Origin of the sequence: Selenomonas sp. KH1T6 (genome assembly GCF_900108415.1) — a bacterium.
In the GTDB taxonomy this organism is placed as follows: domain Bacteria; phylum Bacillota; class Negativicutes; order Selenomonadales; family Selenomonadaceae; genus Selenomonas_B; species Selenomonas_B ruminantium_A.
Genome location: NZ_FNWN01000009.1, coordinates 21,548 through 38,871, shown reverse-complemented (window position 1 = coordinate 38,871; position 17,324 = coordinate 21,548). Strand labels below are relative to the sequence as shown.

8 protein-coding genes, 1 tRNA gene and 2 pseudogenes are annotated in these 17,324 nt (G+C 51.4%); 2 read left to right on the top strand and 9 right to left on the bottom strand.

Annotated elements, in window-relative coordinates; genetic code table 11:
* Nucleotides 1-233: 233 nt before the first annotated feature.
* A complete protein-coding gene (locus BLW59_RS07590) occupies nt 234-4,301 on the bottom strand; it encodes a hypothetical protein (protein ID WP_074697309.1) in 4,068 nt (1,355 codons plus the stop codon).
* Between the two features lie 522 nt (nt 4,302-4,823).
* Here BLW59_RS07590 and BLW59_RS07585 point away from each other — a divergent pair.
* Nucleotides 4,824-4,901: transfer RNA gene (locus tag BLW59_RS07585), tRNA-Arg, on the top strand.
* 126 nt (nt 4,902-5,027) lie between these two features.
* Here the strand turns inward: BLW59_RS07585 and sucD are convergent.
* The 6 genes from sucD to glmS all read right to left on the bottom strand — a co-directional run bounded on the left by sucD (nt 5,028) and on the right by glmS (nt 13,666).
* Nucleotides 5,028-5,933, bottom strand: a complete 906-nt coding sequence (gene sucD / locus BLW59_RS07580) for a succinate--CoA ligase subunit alpha (protein WP_029546301.1) — start codon at nt 5,931-5,933, stop codon at nt 5,028-5,030.
* An 18-nt stretch (nt 5,934-5,951) separates the two neighbouring features.
* A complete protein-coding gene (gene sucC, locus BLW59_RS07575; RefSeq protein WP_074697308.1) occupies nt 5,952-7,142 on the bottom strand; it encodes an ADP-forming succinate--CoA ligase subunit beta in 1,191 nt (396 codons plus the stop codon).
* Between the two features lie 474 nt (nt 7,143-7,616).
* A complete protein-coding gene (locus BLW59_RS07570; protein ID WP_074697307.1) occupies nt 7,617-8,750 on the bottom strand; it encodes an aldose epimerase family protein in 1,134 nt (377 codons plus the stop codon).
* Nucleotides 8,751-8,921: 171 nt separating this feature from the next.
* Nucleotides 8,922-10,250: a threonine/serine ThrE exporter family protein gene (locus BLW59_RS07565; protein WP_074697306.1), complete on the bottom strand. Its 1,329-nt coding sequence runs from the start codon at nt 10,248-10,250 to the stop codon at nt 8,922-8,924.
* Between the two features lie 80 nt (nt 10,251-10,330).
* Entirely contained in the window at nt 10,331-11,710 is a 1,380-nt protein-coding gene (gene amrA / locus BLW59_RS07560) for an AmmeMemoRadiSam system protein A (RefSeq protein ID WP_074697305.1), read from the bottom strand.
* Between the two features lie 117 nt (nt 11,711-11,827).
* On the bottom strand, nt 11,828-13,666 hold the full coding sequence (gene glmS, locus BLW59_RS07555; RefSeq protein ID WP_029546306.1) for a glutamine--fructose-6-phosphate transaminase (isomerizing): 1,839 nt from the start codon (nt 13,664-13,666) through the stop codon (nt 11,828-11,830).
* A 568-nt stretch (nt 13,667-14,234) separates the two neighbouring features.
* Between glmS and BLW59_RS07550 the strand changes: the two genes are divergently transcribed.
* Nucleotides 14,235-14,990, top strand: coding sequence for a sulfite exporter TauE/SafE family protein (locus BLW59_RS07550; protein WP_074697304.1), 756 nt, complete (start codon nt 14,235-14,237; stop codon nt 14,988-14,990).
* 61 nt (nt 14,991-15,051) lie between these two features.
* On the opposite strand, the pseudogene BLW59_RS18320 reads toward BLW59_RS07550, so the two are convergent.
* Both BLW59_RS18320 and BLW59_RS18315 read right to left on the bottom strand, forming a co-directional pair.
* A pseudogene (locus tag BLW59_RS18320) lies at nt 15,052-15,306 on the bottom strand (flagellin); the annotation flags it as partial.
* Between the two features lie 1,497 nt (nt 15,307-16,803).
* Nucleotides 16,804-17,217: pseudogene (locus BLW59_RS18315) on the bottom strand (flagellin); the annotation flags it as partial.
* Nucleotides 17,218-17,324: the final 107 nt, after the last annotated feature.

The window sequence follows — 17,324 nt, the reverse complement described above, 5'->3', positions numbered from 1 at the left end:
TTAACGTTATAAAATATTATCGTTAAATTAAGCACCATTCTTAAATTTTTATGTTTTTTTATGATTGCATCAAATTTCACTTATTTTTCATATACAAAACAGCCTTTTCCTTAAGCTCTCATCCCACTGTATGCAAAAATGCCTCCATCAACCTAAAAACTCAGGCTGATGGAGGCGTCTACTTTTTTCATTAGCTATACGGGCAGTGCAAGTTAGGGGGTGTCTTGCATCATTTATTTGTGGTTAAGTGAATCATCACTTTTTGCATTACTGGTTGAAAAGGCTGCAGTTTCCTCGATGGGCGAGACTCCTGGGACAGCCGTAACATTACCTGCAAAAAGCGTCCCTGTAGATGCATAAGCATTTTCTTCGTAAAGAGCTCCCATATCCTGAACATAATTTGAAGAAGCCACGGCCGCCTGGCTCTGGGAAACAGCTTCCAGTCTCCTGCTGTCAGAATCAACATAAGATGCTTCATCATCAAAGTACAAGGAAGCGCTTTCTGCAGAAGCAACCTTCTCGGACAAGGTCGCAGATTCCTGCCAATTTGTCACTTTATTGCCACTATCATCTAGGATAGTAACATCCGATAACTCAGCCTTCTTCAATGCAAGCTCGGAACTGCGATACTGATTTTCATTCCACAAAACAAAGTCATCTAAGTTAATTTCACCAAAATCGATACTATCTACCGTGATATCCCTAGGTTTAGCATCCTTCACAGTCAAAGTTGCAGTACCGCTTTTTAAAATCACATCGTTGCCAGATACCGTACAGCCGTCAATTCCACCATCATACAAATATATTCTATCCTGTCCCTTAGTATAGTTGTATACAACACCATCGCCATATATATTCCCCCACAAGAAATCATTCTTGCCAGCACCACCGTAAAGCTTATAATTGCCAGACCATCCACATAGGTCCATATCTCCGCTACCAGCAATAAGCACATCATCATAGGAGCTCCCCCAAATAGTATAATGATCGCCTTTATAGGCTGTAGCATTACACATACGAACATCATTTCCATAGTCGCTTATTCTAAAACTATAATTAACGGATGTGTTCTCCCCAAGAATTACTTCCGTCCCATCAGCATTATAGGACACGCCATCCCCATCAGGAATATTGCCAGCAACCTTATATGTAGCTTTTACCCCATTTCCATCGACTACACTCAATATCTTGTCCTCAGTATTGGCAAGGCGTATATTGCCCATAGTACTCTTGAATACCACATCATTGTCCACAAGGTAAAATTCCTCAATGGTGCCCATGCTGAGCTTCACAGTTAAAGTCTTGCTGTCGTAAGTAACGCCGGAAGGCAAAGAAGTCGTTGTATAAGTTTTCTCCACCTTTTTCCCATCCGTTCCCTGAATGGTAATCACCTTGTCAACAGCTTTTTTAATCGTGAGGGTATTGCCTGTATTGGATGTAAGAATAACATCCTCTCCGGAAACCTCGCCACTATCCAGGCTTCCAGCACTGAAGACCACGACATCCTTGCCACTGGTATAGTTATAAATCGTATCATTGCCCAGGTCGGCACCCCAATAGAACTTATCACGCCCCTTGTTGCCATAGAGCTTATCATTGCCCATGCCACCAATAAGAGAGGCCCCGCCACGTCCGGCCTTCAAGGTATCATTCTTTGCGCTGCCATACAACTTGGAGGCTTTAGACCCACCGGTCAGCTTAACAGCCTTCTTGGAAAGTCTGGCGTCCAAAGTATCAATAGCGTGATACAATTCAGTATTCCCCAGAGAAACCGTTGCCCCTGTTTTTATCTGCAGCGTGTCTTTATATTTAGTACTGCCATAGTAACGGTTATTAGCTCCGTAAACAAAAGTGTTGGCTTTATCCTGACGTCCAAAATAATAAGCCGCAGTATTACCGTCAGCACCCGTAATATCTACCCGCTGATTAGTCTTGCCCACCAGTTCCACCGAGCCAGTGTCAGATCCCAGGACAACATCAGTACCAACGGTTGCAACACTGCCCAGATATGCCTCGTTATAAAAGTGCAGCACATCCTTGCCGCTTTGGAAATTGTGAATGGTATCTGCGCCATCACCATCGCCGTACCAGAAGACATCCTTGCCGGCACCACCATATATGATGTCATCGCCACCCTGGCCATAGATATTACTGCCCTTCTTGCCAGCTTTGATGGTATTATCATTGTTGCCAGCCATAATGGCAATATTATAGGTCTCCTTAGAAGCATCTACCGTAAGCACAGTGTCTTCATAAGACTCTGCATCCCAAGTCCCCTTAAAAGGAGCTTTGATAATGGCGGTAGTTTTATCGTCATCATAGGTGACGCCTGAAGGAATGTAAGTAATTCTAGTCACATTACCCTTAGTATCCGCCACCACAATTTCCTTATTGACAGCATTTTTAATTCTGAGCGTATTGCCAGAAGTAGAAGTCAGTATTACATCAGAGCCAGAAGCCTTGCCGCTCTTCAGACGACCTGCGCTTAACACAATAATATCTTTTTCGCTATCGTACCTATAAAGAGTATCATTGCCCAGGCCGGCTCCCCAATAGATCTTATCTGCGCCAATGCCACCATAAAGCAAGTCATTGCCCTTGCCGCCGATCAGGGAAGCTCCGCCACTGCCAGCCACCAGGGTGTCCTTCTGCGCACTGCCATACAGCTTGGAAACCTTCACCCCACCGGTGAGCTTCACAGCTTTCTTTGACTTTCTGGCATCCAGATTATCAATATCGTGGTACAGCGTAGTGTTCTCCAGAGAGACCTTGGCCCCGGTATTTACCCGCAGTGTATCACTATATTCAGCACTGCCGTAATAACGTTTATTGGCACCATAGACAAAAGTATTGGCCTTATCCTGACGGCCAAAATAATACGACCTGTTCTTGCCATCAGCATCAACAATATTGACCCGCTGATTGGTTTTCCCCATCAGTGTTACTGAGCCATTATCAGATTCCAGAGTTACATTGGTACCAGAAGTGGCCACACTCACAATTTGAGCATCATCGTAGAACTGCAGGACATCCTGGCCGCTCTTGAAATTGTAGATGGTATCCTCACCATCACCGGCACCATACCAAATGACATCCTTGCCAGCACCAGCATATATAGTGTCATTGCCGCCCTGACCGTAAATATCACTGCCATTGCAGCCTGCTTCAATCAAATTATCATATTGGCCAGCCTTAATGGTTATGTTGTTATCTGTCTGGGATGCATCTACAGTACGCACAGTGTCAGTATAATCCTTGGCATCCCATATACCCGTGAAAGGTGCTGTTATACTGACAACTGACCTGTTATCATTATAGGAAATACCCTCCGGCGCCCCTGCCTGCTTAGCCAAATAACGAAACAGCATATAACCGCCAGCATAGGCATCCAAATATTTTACTTTATTGTTGCCCAACTCGGTTTCCAGCATCTCACGAACATATGATGCATTTCCCTTAGTGGACAGCGATTTAATGTCGTAAGTGCGTTCATCGTCAATGCCATGCACCAATTCTGCCAGACCTTCTTTTACAAAATGAGGCAGTTTATAAAAGTGGTCAATGTTGGCAGCCATTACAGCATGGACAAACTCATGCGCTAAAGTACGATCAAGATAAAAGGATGTTTCCTCAGAGGCGCCATTCACATCCTGATGGTCAAAGCCGCTGTAATAATGCATGTTTACCTTCAATTGCAACTCATTGGTTTTTCCTGTAGATTCATAATAGGAATAATTTACCGCAGCCAGGATATCATCATCCTCATTGTAGAACTTAAGGGAAATGTCCTTTACTGAGGTGCCTGCTTCCGTAAAGTCCAAGCCAAAAGATTCCTGAATAAGGTCCAAAGCACCTCTGGTCCACCAGCTATAAAGGCGATCCACAATGGCCTGCTCATCGCTGTCCAGCGTACTCCTATCCGGCCAATGAAAAGTCAGACCATTAATAGTGCTGCTGCCACCATCTGGATAAGACTGGACTTCTCCAGATTCTATCACAATGATATCGGCACTTTTAGTCTTGGCACCACCTGCATCAGAACCAGTAATTGCCCCTGTATCATCATTGTTAAGAATTATCCCGCAGTAGTCCCTAAGAAAACTATCTGTTTGCGTATCCCCGTAATAATCGCCTCCGTTACTGCTGACATCACTAATAAAATTATCAATCAATTCCTGCATATCGGAGAACCTTCCTCCGGAGCAGTTTTTTATGGCTTCATTCACGGCATCAGCACCTTTTAACTGGGTGTTGTCCAATGAATGCATAAAAGACTTGATTACTTCCTGTGGCGTAGCCATTTCCTTCACGTCTCCTATCTAAAACAAAGAGCACACATGTGCTATATCAATAATACCTCTCATTTAAACACAGCATCCACGCTATCAAGGAAACGATTATCAGCGTTTCCTTAAGCTTTCATTAGAGGATTTTACACTACCCGCGACCCCAAGGCAAGCCTTTTTATCATTTTGCGACAAAAGTCCTATCTATAATGTCACCAACATAAAGCCCCCTAACGGCCTAGCTCTCCCCCCATAGCCGTTAGGGGGCTTTTCATCATCCACTCCTATTTTAGTAAATCATCTCTCTTACTGGGACTTTCGGACAAAGTCGAGACTTCTTGGAGAGGAAAGATTAGTGTCTTAATTTTTTTAATCTTCCATATTTTACTCCATGCTGTACCGAATAACTAAAAACCACAAATAATTCCAGTTAAATATGAAAAAACTGTTGACACGTCCTTGTCACTGATATATAATTATTTGTGTTCTTAAGGGATGAGTTTTCCATAAGGATAGATAACTTCAAATAGCCATCATGACTCAGTAGCTCAGCTGGATTAGAGTATTTGACTACGAATCAAAGGGTCGGGGGTTCGAGTCCCTCCTGGGTCACCATTTGAAATTGCAAGCCCTGTCACACCTAGTGTGGCAGGGCTTTTTCGTACGTCAAAGATATCTCGAGGACTGAGCTTCCACGGCAAAAGAGCCGCTGCATCCGCAACGGCTCTCACTTTTATGAACTTAGCAGGTATGGCACTCCTCGTAGATGCCAGCCTTCTTCAAGGTTTCCACTACCGTATCACCGATATGGGCTACAGTGTCTGCCACCTCGATGCCCACTTCGTTGAGGGCCTTGATCTTGTCAGCAGCGGTGCCCTTGCCGCCGGAGATGATGGCGCCGGCGTGGCCCATGCGCTTGCCCGGAGGCGCCTGACGGCCAGAGATGAAGGCAGTCACCGGCTTGTCCGGCATATTGGCCTTGATCCACTCAGCAGCAGTCTCCTCAGCGTTGCCGCCGATTTCGCCAATCATCAGCACAGCCTTGGTCTCGGGGTCCTCCTTGAAGAGGGCCAGGGCGTCAATGAAGTCAGTGCCCTTCACCGGGTCGCCGCCGATGCCGATGGCAGTGGTGACGCCGATGCCGGCGTTCATGAGCTGGAAGGCAGCCTCGTAGGTGAGGGTTCCGGAGCGGGAAACCAGACCTACATGGCCTTTCTTCTGGATATTGCCGGGAATGATGCCCAGCTTGGCTTCGTCAGTGGTGAGGATGCCGGGGCAGTTGGGGCCGATGAGGCGGGTCTTCTTGCCCTCCATGTAGCGGCGGACTTTCACCATGTCCTCCACGGGAATGTGCTCGGTGATGCAGACCACCAGGTCAAGGCCTGCGTCTACGCCCTCCATGATGGAGTCAGCAGCGAAGCGGGCAGGCACATAGATGACGGAAGCAGTTGCCCCCGTAGCCTCCACAGCATCCTGCACCGTATTGAAGACGGGCACGCCCTCCACTTCCTGGCCGGCCTTGCCCGGGGTGACGCCGCCTACGATTTTCGTGCCGTAGTCCAGCATCTGGCGGGTGTGGAACGCAGCCTGCTTGCCGGTAATGCCCTGAACGATGACTTTTGTATCTTTATTTACTAAAACTCCCATGATATAGGCCTCCCCTGCTCACGCCTGTGCTTCTTTGACCAGCTTGACAATCGTCTCTGCGCCGCCCTCCATGGTGGGGGCCATGATGACGTTCTCAATGGGCGTATTCTTGAGGATTTCACGACCCTGAGCGGCATTGGTGCCCTCCAAGCGCACCACTACAGGCACCGGCAGGCTCTTGCCGTCCGGGGAGATGATCTTGGCAGCCTCCAGTATGCCCTGAGCCACCTGGTCGCAGCGGTTGATGCCGCCGAAGATATTCACAAAAATGCCCTTGGACTGGCCGCCCTCCAGCATGATGTTGAAAGCCTTGGCAATCTTCTCGGGATTGGAGTCGCCACCTACATCAAGGAAGTTGGCCGGCTCGCCGCCGAAGTATTTGATGATGTCCACGGTAGCCATGGCCAGGCCTGCGCCGTTCACCATGCAGGCCACGTCGCCGCCCAGGTTGACATAGTTCAGGTCAGCTGCCGCTGCCTCCAGCTCCTTGGGATCTTCCTCGGTCTCGTCACGGAGCTCTACGATATCCGGATGACGGAACAGGGCGCTGTCGTCAAAGTTCAGCTTGGCATCAAGGGCCATGACATCATTGTCCCCGGTGAGCACCATGGGGTTGATCTCAGCCAAAGAACAATCCTTGCCTACGAAGGCATTATACAGGCAGCCCATAAGCTTCTGGGCCGGGCGTACAGCCTCTTTGGGCAGGCCCAGCTTGTAAGCCATGCGGCTGGTCTGGAAGGGCAGCAGCCCTACAGCCGGGTCAATGGTTTCCTTGAAAATCTTCTCCGGGGTCTCAGCGGCCACCTTCTCGATTTCCATGCCGCCCTCGGTGGAAGCCATCATCACCACGCGGGCAGTATTCCTGTCAATGACGAAGGAAAGGTAATATTCCTTCTTGATATCTGCTCCAGCCTCGATGAGGAGACGGTTTACTTTCTTGCCCTCGGGGCCGGTCTGGTGGGTCACCAGCACCTTGCCCAGAATCTCGGAAGCGTAGGTCTTGACCTCGTCCAGAGATTTTGCCACCTTGACGCCGCCTGCTTTGCCGCGGCCGCCGGCATGGATCTGGGCCTTCACCACGCACACAGGGGTGCCCAGTTTCTTGGCATTCTCCACCGCCTCTTCCACGGAAAAGGCCGGCAGCCCTTCCGGCACCTTTACGCCGTAGGACTTCAGAATCTGCTTGCTCTGATACTCATGGATGTTCATGTAGCACTGCCTCCCTTATGGGTAACTCCAGGCTGGGATTTCATCTTAATTTATCCCAATTCATAGTTAAATTTTACCCCTTTGCCAGTAATTTGTCCACTATTTTCGCGCAATAATATCATTTTGTTTATTTAAGGCAAAAATAATTGAAAGGTATCCAACCATGACAGACACAACAACACACTATTATGCTATACTATAGGCGCTACCCCTTCATTCTACGGAAGGAGGTGAGTTTTGTGTCGTTCGAAGAATTCATGATGTCAGTGTTGGCAAGCTTGGTGGCTTCTCTGATTGTCCACCTTGTAAGCAAATGGTTAGAGTAGCAGCAATCTAGCCTCTCAAACAAAAAGACCCCCAAGGGAGATTAGGCCCTCCCTTGGGGGTTCTTTTTGTTTGTGAGTAAGTGTCGTTTACTCGAAGAATTCTATGCCTTGATTATACCACCCATAATATACAAAAACAACATTTTTATCAATCCTTCAGAGCCACAGTGTAGATCGTCTGCGCCTGATACTTCTCGCCCTTCTTCAGGATAGGCTGGGGGAAGGAGGGATTAGCCAGGGCATTGGGGAAATACTGGGTTTCCAGACAGAAGCCGCTGCGGCAGGGGAAGGTTACGCCATTCTTGCCTGCCAGGTCCCCTTTCAGATGGTTGCCGCTGTAGAACTGCATGCCGGGCAGGGTGGTGAAGCAGGTCATGGTGAGGCCGCTCTCCTCGGACTCAACATAAGCAGCCTTCTTGAGACCCCCTGCATTGTAGTCAATGGGGCAGGTGGGGTCATAGCCGAACATGCCGGGCTTCAGCTCGATTTCCACCGGCACGTCCCTGAGCACCCAGTTGTGGTCATAGCCGTGGCCCATCTGCAGCTCATCGAAGTCATCGTCAATGTGCAATCCAATGGGAGTAGGCTCCCGCAGGTCCATGGGGGTGCCCTCCACAGGCAGGATGCGGCCATCCGGCAGGGACTCGGCATCAGCCCAGGTGTAGCTGTCGGCAAAAATCTGCATCTTCTGCTTCATGGCAGCTTCTGCGCCTGCCTCGTAGCCGTCCAGGTTGAAATAGGCATGGTTGGTGAGGTTGCAGATAGTGTCTGCATCGCACTCTGCCTCGTACTTGATGGACAGCTCATTGTCATTGGACAGGGAATAGAGAGCCGTCACCGTCATGTTGCCGGGATAGCCGCCCTCACCGTCCTTGGCATGATAGGTGAATTTCACGCCCTCAAAGAGCACCTCATAATCCCAGAGGTTCAGATGGAAGCCCTTGAAGCCGCCGTGGATATGGTTCTGCTTCTTAGAGCCGGTGTTCAGCTCCAGCTGGTATTCCTTGCCACCTATGACTGCCTTGCCCCCGGCAATGCGGTTGGCATGGCGTCCCACTACACCGCCCATGCTGGTGGTGTCCTTCTCGTAGGCCTCGGCGCTGTCATAGCCCAGGACGATATCACGCTTCTTGAAGTCCTTGTCCCGCACGATATAGCTCACCAGCCGTGCGCCGTAGGAAGTGACCTTCACCTCCGTACCCTTGGTATTCCGCAGGGTGAAGAGGAATACCTCACGCCCGTCTGAAAGCTTGCCGAAAGATTCTTTTTTGATTTCTGCCATAATGATACCTCCGGGAAAGAACTTATTTTCTATGAATCGACCTATATTTTAGTCAATTCTCTACTATTTGATACAATTCAACTTTACTCCTTCCTGATTGCTTTGTCAACAATTTGTTAAACGTTTACTATAAGACAAAAAGAAGAGAGGTTCTCTTGGAACCTCCAAAATTCATTCCTCGTCCCGCAGAGCCAGCAGCCTTGCCACCCGCTTCTGCTTGACTTTCTCAATATGGCGGTGATTGAAGATATTGGGAATCGCCACTCCCACGGCTATGCCTATGATGATGATGATAGCCTCCACCCCGCTCCTGATGCCGTCCAGCAGGGCCGCCGGGGTGATGGTGGAGATATTCAGCAGGGCAAAGAGCAGGCGATAGAGCAGCACGCCGGGTATCATGGGTATGGCAGAAGGGATAGTCAGCACCACATTGGGAGTGTGGAAGATATGGATGGCCTTCAGGGCTATGATGCCAACCACCGCCGCCCCCAGGAAGGAGCCAAAGGCCTGGGAGGCCCCCAGTTCCATAACGCAGAAGTTCCTGAGCATCACGGTGATGACGCCCCCCACCCCAACCACAGGCAGGAGCCGCCGGGGAATGTTGAAAATGATGGAAAAGCCCATGGCGGAAATAGCCGCAGCCACCACCTGCGCCAGATAAAGGCTGTGAGGAGACAGGCTTACCTCCGTGAAATCCGCCACATTCCCCAGCCGGATAGCCAGCACGATGCCAAAGGTCATGCTGCCCACCACCAGCAGGGTGTGGATAGCCCGGGTCATTCCTGACACAATGAAATTATTGAGAAAATCGTCAATGGCATTGATGAGCGGTATGCCCGGCACCAAAAAGAGAGGACAGGCAATCAACGGGTACCAGTGCAATTCCCCCAGGGGAAACTGGGTGGCCCAGGCCAAGGTGGTAGCGGCAAAGGAAGTGATGGCGATAGCGGCATACTGGTTGAAAGCATAGGAATTGCAGAGCCGCCGCACATAAAAGCCAAAGCAGGCACAGAGGGCCGTGAGGAAAAAGTCCAGCAGGCTGCCCCCGAACAGCACGGCAAAGCCCCCGCAGGCCGCCCCCGCTCCCAGGGCCGTCTGCCCCACAGTATACTCCTTGGGAATGCCCTTAATGCGCATGATATGGCGCTCGAAGCTCTCCAAAGTGTAGTTCCGGGCCAGCGCCTTCCAGGTGAGCTTGGACACCGCCGAAAGCGTAGTCATGTTCACCCCGTGGTTCCTGCACTTGCAGAATTCCGTGTAGCTGTGCTGGTCGTCATTGACATTCAGCATCAGGGTAGTATACATGGTGTGCTGGTGGATGCGCTCCGGGGGAATGCCCATATAGGCCGCCGCCCGCTTCATGTCCCGCACTGTCCTGTCCGTATCCGCCCCACTCTCCATCAGGGCCTTCCCCACCTGCAGGAGCAGGTGCATCTTATAACCGATGCGGCTGAAAGGCTCCTGCAGATCGTCCACGGGAGATTTACTTCCTTCCTCCATTACGTCCCTCCATTAATTCAACAATATATACATTGTTTATCATACACCCATACAATCATAAATCAATAGGCAAATTCCCCTCAAACGTGCCTTTCCACCTCAAAGCGATAGAGCTGCACCTTTTCCTTCTCCCCGATACCGCCCTTCCGCCTGGCAATGGAAATCTGTTGCTCTACAGTATCTACGCCCTCCAGGTCAGGCAGCAACAGCCCCCGCCGATTGCCCGCCTGCACGATGACACCATAGCGGCGCACATCCAGCTTCGCAGGGCTGTCGATGGGCTCAGGCTCCGTCAGCACATCAACATCATAGACCAATTCCTCCAGTTCCGCTTCTGTTACCTGGGAAAAGCGAGGGTCATTGAGGCCAGCGCTGACAGCGTTATAGATGATCTCCTGGGCCAGATTGTCACGGGTGGGCAGGAAGGTGCCGATGCAACCACGCAGGGCCCCGTCCTTCTTGATGGACACAAAGGCCCCGTGGCGTCCCGTAAGTTCCTCAGGCAAATCCTGAGGCACTGGCAGATATTCATGACGCTTCACGAAGTGCTCCAGGGAGGCCCGGGCCAAAGCCAGATGAGCATCTTCTTTGGCTCGCAAGCTGGCAATCTTCTCCCGCTGTTCCTGCTCATAAAGGTCCAGGACAGCACGGCTTTCGTCCCGCTCCCCTGGCTCAAAGATGGCTGTGCCATAGCCCACGCCGAAGGGCCCTTCATAGGCCAGCAGCCTGGACTTAACCTGCCGCCTGTCCATAGCTCCCGCCATAATCCAGAAGGAGCGCAGGCCGCACTCCGCCGCGCTGTCTGCCAAAGCATTGGGGGTGGCAAGGAGCTTTAGGAAATCCCCGTCACGGAAGCATTCCTGCATGCGCTCATCAAAGACAGGCCCGGCCGGGTCAAAGCCGTAAGGCCCTTCTGCCAGCAACTTATGGGATAGGTCACCGCTGGCCACCAATACCGTGGGGCGCTTCAGGAGCCGTGCAGTCTGGGCTATCATCTCTCCCAAGTGATAGTGATGGCGGCGGGACAGCCCGGACAGGCCTATGCGGATGACTTTCCCCTTGAAACCAGCCTCCTGCAGGAAGTGCAGTGGTATCAGCGTGGCATGGTCAAGGGCCGCAGACTTCTCCCCCATGATGCCTGCAGGGAAGTCCTCCTTGTCCGCCAGGGCACAGAGCTGCTTGCGGAAAGCCGCATCATACTCGACTGTGACCTTCACCTCCGGGGCACGGAAATTGCCAAAATCCCCTCTGGCCCCCTCCCCCGGAGATATATGGAAGTAGTCGCCATACATGACGCTATGAGGGCTGGTGACAACCACCGTCTCCGGGTCTTTCTCCACCACCCACTTCGCCGCTTCGCGATAAGCATCGATAGTAGACTGAATCCCCTTCTCCTGCCCCCGGCCTACTTCCGGGATAATCAACGGCGGATGGGGTACTGCAATAGCACCTAAAAGCATATTAAGACCTCCCTTATATACTTAATCATTATAATTATACTGCAATTCTTGAAAAAACTTAAGCAAAAAAGCCATGAAGCCCTTTTAAGGCCTCATGGCTCAAATTTTCTATTCGCTTTACTCCACCGTCACGGACTTGGCCAAGTTCCTGGGCTTGTCTACGTCGGTGCCGCGGGTGATGGCGGCGTAGTAGGCCAAGAGCTGCAGGGGCACTACGGAGAGGATGGGGGAAAGGAGCTCGTCGGTAGCGGGGACCTTCATGACGTGGTCCACGTACTTCTCCAGTTCCTCATCGCCTTCGGAAGCGATGCCGATGACCACAGCGTCACGGGCCTTGACTTCCTTGATGTTGGAGAGGGTCTTTTCGTAGACGCTCTTCTGGGTAGCCAGGGCGATGACGGGAATGCCCTCGGTGATAAGGGCCAAGGTGCCGTGCTTCAGCTCGCCTGCGGCATAGGCCTCGGCGTGGATGTAGGAAATCTCTTTCAGCTTCAAGGCACCCTCCAGAGACACGCTGTAGTCAAGGCCGCGGCCGATGTAGAACACATCCTCGTTGAAGCCATAGGCCTTGGCAAAGGTCTTGATGGGGTCAACGTCAGACAGGGTCTCGGAAATCTGAGCCGGAACCTTATGCAGGAGACCCACCAGCTCTGCAGCACGCTCCTGGGTGACAGTGCCCTTCATCTCAGCCATGTAGAGGGCCAGCATGAAGAACAGCACAATCTGGGTGGTGTAGGCCTTGGTGGAGGCCACGGCAATCTCCGGGCCAGCCCAGGTGTAGAGCACCTTGTCTGCCTCACGGGCAATGGAGGAGCCCACCACATTGGTGATGGCCAGGGTAGTTGCTCCCAGGCGCTTGGCCTCCTTCATGGCTGCCAGGGTATCAAGAGTCTCACCGGACTGGGAGACAGTGATGAACAGGGTGTTCTCGTCAATGATAGGCTCGCGATAGCGGAACTCAGAGGCCACATCCGTCATGACGGGAATGCGGGCCAGCTTCTCGATGTAATACTTACCCACCAGGCCTGCATGATAAGCAGTGCCGCAAGCCACGATGTAGACCCGGGTGAACTTGTCCAGATACTCCTTGTCCCACTTCAGCTCCTCCATCTGGATGGCCTTGCCATCAGAGGTGATGCGCTGGCTCATGGTGTCACGGACAGCCTTGGGCTGCTCATTGATTTCCTTGAGCATGAAGTGCTCGTAGCCGCCCTTCTCGGCAGCCTCGGCGTTCCAGGTGACCTCGAAGACCTTCTTCGCTACCTTCTCGCCCTTGCGGTTGGTGACCTCTACGCTGTCAGCGGTGACGATGGCCAGCTCGCCGTCAGCCAGCACATAGTTCTTGCGGGTGTGGGCGATGATGGCAGGCACGTCGGAGGCGATGAAGTTCTCGCCTTCACCCAGGCCGATGATCAGGGGGTTATCCTGCTTGGCGCAGATGAGCATATCCGGATGCTTGGCGCTCATGAACACCAGGGCATAGCTTCCCTCGATGCGGGAAAGCACCGTGCGCACAGAAGCCACGAAATCGCCGTTGTAGACTTCCTCCAGCAGGTGTGCTACCACTTCGGTATCAGTCTCGCTCTTGAACTCATGGCCTGCCTCAATGAGTTCTTCTTTGAGGGTCAGGTAGTTCTCGATGATGCCGTTGTGGACAATGACGAAATCCCCGCTGCAGTCAGTATGGGGATGAGAGTTTTTGTCAGACGGACGGCCATGGGTAGCCCAACGGGTATGGCCAATGCCCAAAAAGCCCTGAGGCATCTTGCCCTTGATCTTGTCCCGGAGAGCAGCCAGACGACCCACGCTCTTCTCCACGCGAATCTTCTCGTTCTCCAGCACTGCAATACCCGCAGAATCATAGCCGCGATACTCCAGCTTGGAAAGACCATCCAAAAGAACATTCGCAGCCTTATCTGCCTTGTGTTTGCCAATGTAACCAACAATACCGCACATAATGTGTACCTCCTATAAATGGGTACACTACGCCCCTCTAAGATCATTCAAACTTCAGCCCATGGATGGGCGTCCCGTGGCCGTTGGCTTTCATGGATGAAAGGCAAGGCCACGTTTTCTTTTGGTTCGTTTTCTTTGCGACAAAGAATAATGAACAGCCGAAACCTTACAAAGAGGGCATAGTTCCCCTAACAGTACACCTGCTGTGTCCTCCATCCCCTTTGTCTCCTTTCTCACGAAAGGGATTTAAGAGATTTCTCTCGACCGGACCGGCCGGAAGGCATCCGCTGAGTTCTCGACAACCTTCTCCTCGTCCTCTCAGCTTTTCACGTCCAAGCTGAGAGCCTGCGCTAAACATTTCTGCTTTTCAATACACCGGTACAGCAGGTTTTGCATTTACACCGGATTTCCCTCGGGATTATCCCGATTCCCCGCCTATTGTAGCCTAAAGCAATCACAAAGTCAAGAAACATCCATAAATAATGGGAAACTATGCCTCAGGGGTCGCTTTTTCCTCATAGTTTGCTATACTTGTCATAGTAACAATGTAACCTTAGGAGGCCTTTTCATGATTTTTCTTGCCATGCTCATCATGGGTTCTGTCATTGGCTTTGTAGGGGCAGGCGGCGCAGGAGTCACCATTGCGCTCCTTACCCTGGCCTTTGATGTGCCCATTCATACTGCCGTAGCCGTAGCCCTGGCCGCCATGACCTTCACCATGCTTTCCGGAGCCTACAGTCATTTCCGTGAAAGGGAAGTAGAAGTGTCCACGGGCCTTGCCATGGGTATAGGCGGCGTCATGGGAGCCTTTATCGGCGCCAATGTCTCAAACCTCATGCCAGCGGCCTTCCTGAAAACCATGACCGCCATCATGCTCTGCGCCAGCGCCGCCCTGCTTTACACCAAAGTCTATCAGGCCGAATGGCTAAACCGCCATTTCCATCCCAGGCAGGAACTCCTGACAGGCGCCCCCCTCTACCGCAAGGGCATCCTGGCAGGTCTCGTCAACGGCTTCCTCTCCGGCGCCTTCGGCATCGGTGCCGCCGCCTTCATCCAGATTACCCTCATGGTGTCCTTCGGCGTGACCCTCCTGAAATCCATCGGCACCTGCATGATGATCATCCTGCCCATGTCAGCCTCAGGCGGAATCGGTTACTTCTTCACAGGTCATCTGGACATGATGATTTTCCTCCAAACCCTCGCAGGCCAGGCCATCGGAGCCTGGTTTGGAGCCAAGTACACCCACCTGGCGCCCCTGCCGCTCCTGCGCTTCGCCATCGTGGCCACCCCCACCATCGGCGGCCTGAGCCTGCTGATGATGTAAACAAACGAGCAAAGAACCTCCATCCATCCCCAAAGGGCTTCGATGGAGGTTCTTTGCTCGTTTATTGCAGCAGCGAAAGGACACTGCTGCTATTCTGATTGGCCTGGGCCAACATGGACTGGGCCGCCTGGGAGAGGATGTTGCTCTTGGTATACTCCGTCATCTCCCTAGCCATATCCGCATCACGGATGACGCTCTCGGAGCTGGTTGTGTTTTCGTGATTGATGGTGATGGTTTCCTCCGTAGCCTCCAGGCGGTTTATGTAGGCCCCCATCTGGGTTATTTCACCCAAGGCGTAGTTGATGGCTTTGTCCAGGGGTCCTTCGATGCTGGGATCATGGAGATCCCCCAGCAGACGCTGAGCAGAGACACGGGTGCGGACAGTAGCCACTGCTGCCAGTTCTTCATCGGTTTTGACACCAAACAAGGCTTTGGCGCCAAGGTTTTCTATGAAGCAGTTGATGCGCTGGTTGGCCTTGGTGCCGGTGTGTATTTTCAAAGGGTTGCCGTCAAGGTATACAGCCACAGTCTCATCAGGTACAGGGTCAATATCAAAATTTCCGGTACTATGGCCACGGCCTTTGCCAATCCCCGGGATCTTATGCGTAGAATCCACATAGGCATTTGAAGCATCCAATAAATCAAGTGATGATTTGTCGATATGGATTTTGCCCACATGTCCATTTTCCCCTGAGCCAATTGCTGCCCCATCAGGAGATTCGTGCTGAATTTTTGTTGCATTTGTTATCCATATTTCCCCGGCCGTTGCGTTGCGCCCAGAACCTACGGCAGCGCCATGATCACTATAGCCTATGATATCGGAATTGGAAATGAAAATATCTCCGCAGCCCCCATCGGGATCACCGGCATCGCCAGCCCCCACCAGAGCACTGTCGCTGTTTTCTGCATGGACAATACAGTCCTCAACTCTTATATCGCCACAGGAAGATCCACTATAACCTGAACCAATACAGGTATCTATGCTTCCCACAGGCCTGCCCGAAGGCGAAGCATGCTCAGGATATGAAGCATCAAACAAATCATTGATGGTTGAATGCCTTACAGTAATGTCACCGCATGCAGCCCCACCTCCCCCTGACCCAATTCCAGCAAATGTACCACCTGTCATATTGACCGTTGCATTATAAATACTGATATTCCCTATTGTTGCGCCATCACCGCCACTACCAATAGCAGCTCCATAACCCGAATGCAAAGTAAAAGTTCCGTTAGTAATTGATAAATTCCCAGCTGAAGCACTGCTATCCCCATCAGTTCCTATACAAGCACCAGAGCCGGCAGTGTTGGCTATGGTAAGTGAGGAACCGTTGCCTTGTATTTCCAAATTCTTGCCCATATTTATAGCAGCTTTGGTCGTTGCGTTAGACAACTCAATATTGTTATCGCCAATCAAAGTCAACACATTGACACTGGAATTAGCTGAGAATTGTATGACATTGTTATTTGTAGAATTTGTGATATTAAGATTCTCAATCCAAAGCTTCGCCGTGCCAGACTGTGGCGCATCAACTACTATATTGACATCAGTAAGCGTTGTACCCGAGACCTGTGAAAGCTTAACCCCTCCGGCAGCCGCCACACTGCTTATGTTTATGGTGCCTGTAAAGTCAGCCGGTATGGTATAAACGCCACCATAATCTATCTGGCCATTGCTCGGAACATTAGTCGCTGCCCCTGTTGGGCCTGTAGACGTCACAGATGTAGCCGTAGCTCCTCTGGGGCCTGTAGATGCGCCTGCATTCTGATTGCTGCCAGTGATACCACCCTCTATAATTCTCGCATACGTCCCATTCAGCAGCAATTTGCCATTATAATTCGTAGTGGACACGATATCGTCAATCTGCCGCAACTTCTCATCAAATTCCTTCTGTATGGTAGCCCGGTCTGCATCTGTATTGGTATCATTGGCCGCATTGATGGCCAGCTGCTTCATATCCCGCAGTTCATCCACAATCCCTTGTATGCCGCCTTCGGCTACCTTTAGAATTGAGCGGCCTGTGCGGGTGTTCTCGATATCCTGCGCCAGGCTCCGGAGCTGAACCTGCATCTTCTCTGCGATGTTATACTCCGCCGCGCCATCCCCAGCACCGGTGATTTTAGTCCCCGTAGCCACTTTCTTAAGCTGCTTGCCCAGGTTCGAGACATTCTTGTTCAGTTCCCCCAAAGTCATAGCTGCCGCTGTATTATTCAAAACTGTCAAAGCCATAACATCCAGCCCTCCCTGCGTCCTGCAAAAGGTTTTCTTCCGTTCATATCAAACGAATCGATTCCGTAAACATCAACCGCTATCTATGTTATCGTCAGAAAGGCACT

Coding starts and splice junctions, on each gene's coding strand:
- BLW59_RS07590 (WP_074697309.1), bottom strand. CDS start 4,301: ATGGCTACGCCACAGGAAGTAATCAAGTCTTTTATGCATTCATTGGAC.
- sucD (WP_029546301.1), bottom strand. CDS start 5,933: ATGGGAGTTTTAGTAAATAAAGATACAAAAGTCATCGTTCAGGGCATT.
- sucC (WP_074697308.1), bottom strand. CDS start 7,142: ATGAACATCCATGAGTATCAGAGCAAGCAGATTCTGAAGTCCTACGGC.
- BLW59_RS07570 (WP_074697307.1), bottom strand. CDS start 8,750: ATGGCAGAAATCAAAAAAGAATCTTTCGGCAAGCTTTCAGACGGGCGT.
- BLW59_RS07565 (WP_074697306.1), bottom strand. CDS start 10,250: ATGGAGGAAGGAAGTAAATCTCCCGTGGACGATCTGCAGGAGCCTTTC.
- amrA (WP_074697305.1), bottom strand. CDS start 11,710: ATGCTTTTAGGTGCTATTGCAGTACCCCATCCGCCGTTGATTATCCCG.
- glmS (WP_029546306.1), bottom strand. CDS start 13,666: ATGTGCGGTATTGTTGGTTACATTGGCAAACACAAGGCAGATAAGGCT.
- BLW59_RS07550 (WP_074697304.1), top strand. CDS start 14,235: ATGATTTTTCTTGCCATGCTCATCATGGGTTCTGTCATTGGCTTTGTA.